Origin of the sequence: Kitasatospora sp. NPDC056800, assembly GCF_042789775.1 — a bacterium.
Taxonomy (GTDB): Bacteria; Actinomycetota; Actinomycetes; order Streptomycetales; family Streptomycetaceae; genus Kitasatospora.
Map to the genome: position 1 here is coordinate 1 of NZ_JBHUAL010000406.1, position 1,907 is coordinate 1,907.

The 1,907-nt window shown below is 71.5% G+C and carries 1 protein-coding gene; it reads left to right on the forward strand.

The annotated features are described in order from the left end of the window. Positions 1–1,848 (forward strand): M28 family peptidase (locus ACFRQN_RS40710; RefSeq protein ID WP_380745679.1); only part of this gene is annotated, 1,848 nt, incomplete at its 5' end. Positions 1,849–1,907: the final 59 nt, after the last annotated feature.

The window sequence follows — 1,907 nt, forward strand, 5'->3', positions numbered from 1 at the left end:
TCCGTCACCGGCATCGGCATCAAGGACGCCGGCCGGGTCTTCTACGGCGGCATGCTGCTCAAGACCAGCGGCATGACCTACAAGCGCTACCGCACGGCCACCCTGACCGCCGCCAAGAGCCTCGACGCCACCTGCGCCTTCTTCAACCGCACCAAGGCCGCCTGGGACGCCGTCAGCGTCCCCGCCCAGAGCGGCGACCCGACCTGCACGCCGTCCGGCAACAACGACTTCTCGCTGTCGCTCGGCCCGGCGTCCGGCTCCGTCCAGCCCGGCGCCTCGACCTCGTCGACGGTGAGCACCGCCGTCACCTCCGGCACCGCGCAGACCGTCGGCCTCACCGCCTCCGGCCTCCCGGCGGGCGTCACCGCGAGCTTCAACCCCTCGTCGGTGCAGGCCGGTTCCTCCTCCACCCTGACCCTGTCCGCCTCCGCGGCGGCCGTGGCCGGGACCTACCAGATCACCGTCACCGGCACCGCCGGCGCCACCACCCACACCGCCCAGTACGGCCTGACGGTCGGCGGCGGGGGCAACCCCGGCGGGCCCGCGCCCGACATCGACGTCGCCAAGGTCCAGGCCCACCTGTCCCAGCTGAACACCATCGCCAACCAGAACGGCGGCCACCGTCGGGCGGGCAGCGCCGGGCACAGCCAGTCGATCGCGTACATCAAGGCCAAGCTGCAGGCGGCCGGCTACAACGTCACCGAGCAGACCTGCACCTCCTGCAGCTACCAGTCCAACAACCTGATCGCCGACTGGCCCGGCGGCCCGTCCGACCAGGTCACCATGTTCGGCGCCCACCTGGACAGCGTCTCGGCCGGCCCCGGCATCAACGACAACGGCTCCGGCTCGGCCGTCCTGCTGGAGAACGCGCTCGTGCTCGCCCAGCAGAACCCCAGCCTGACCCGGCACGTCCGGTTCGGCTGGTGGACCGGTGAGGAGCAGGGCCTCCAGGGCTCGCAGTCCTACGTCGGCCAGCTGAGCTCCGCCCAGCGCTCCGCGATCAAGGCGTACTACAACTTCGACATGGTCGGCTCGCCCAACGCCGGCTACTTCATCAACAACATCAACTCCGCGGCGTCGGCCCCGATGAAGGCCTACTGGGACTCGCTGAACCTCAAGCCGGAGGAGAACGTCGAGGGCCAGGGCCGCTCGGACGACTACTCCTTCCAGCAGGCCGGCATCCCGACCTCGGGCTACGCGGCCGGCGCCGACGCCACCAAGACCTCGGCGCAGGCGGCCAAGTGGGGCGGCACGGCGGGCCGTTCCTACGACTCCTGCTACCACTCGTCCTGCGACACCACCAGCAACGTCGACGCGACGGTGCTGAACCGCAACGCCGACGGCGTGGCGTACACCATCTGGAAGACCTCGGTCGGCGGCACCGCGCCCGCCAACGACTTCTCCCTCTCGGTGAACCCGACCACCGCCACCGTCAAGCCCGGTGACACCACCACGGCGACGGTCGCCACCTCGACCACCTCCGGCTCGGCCCAGACGGTCAACCTGACCGCCTCGGGCGCCCCGGCCGGCGTGACCGTCTCCTTCAACCCGTCCTCGGTGCAGTCCGGCGGCTCGGCGACGCTCACCGTCGCCACCGCCGCCTCGACCGCCACCGGCACCTACACCATCACCCTGACCGGGACCGGCTCGGCCACCCACAGCACCAGCTTCTCCCTGGTGGTGGGCAACGACTCGCCGAACCCGGGTGGCACCTGGACGCCCGGCACCACCTACCAGGCAGGCGACGTGGTGACCTACAACGGGGTCAGCTACCGCTGCCTCCAGGGCCACACCGCCCAGGTCGGCTGGGAGCCGCCGATCGTCCCGGCGCTCTGGCAGGCCGTGTGACCGGGGCGCGCTGACACCCGGTGAAGCCGCTGCGCCGCGGTCCGTCGAGGGGGACGGAC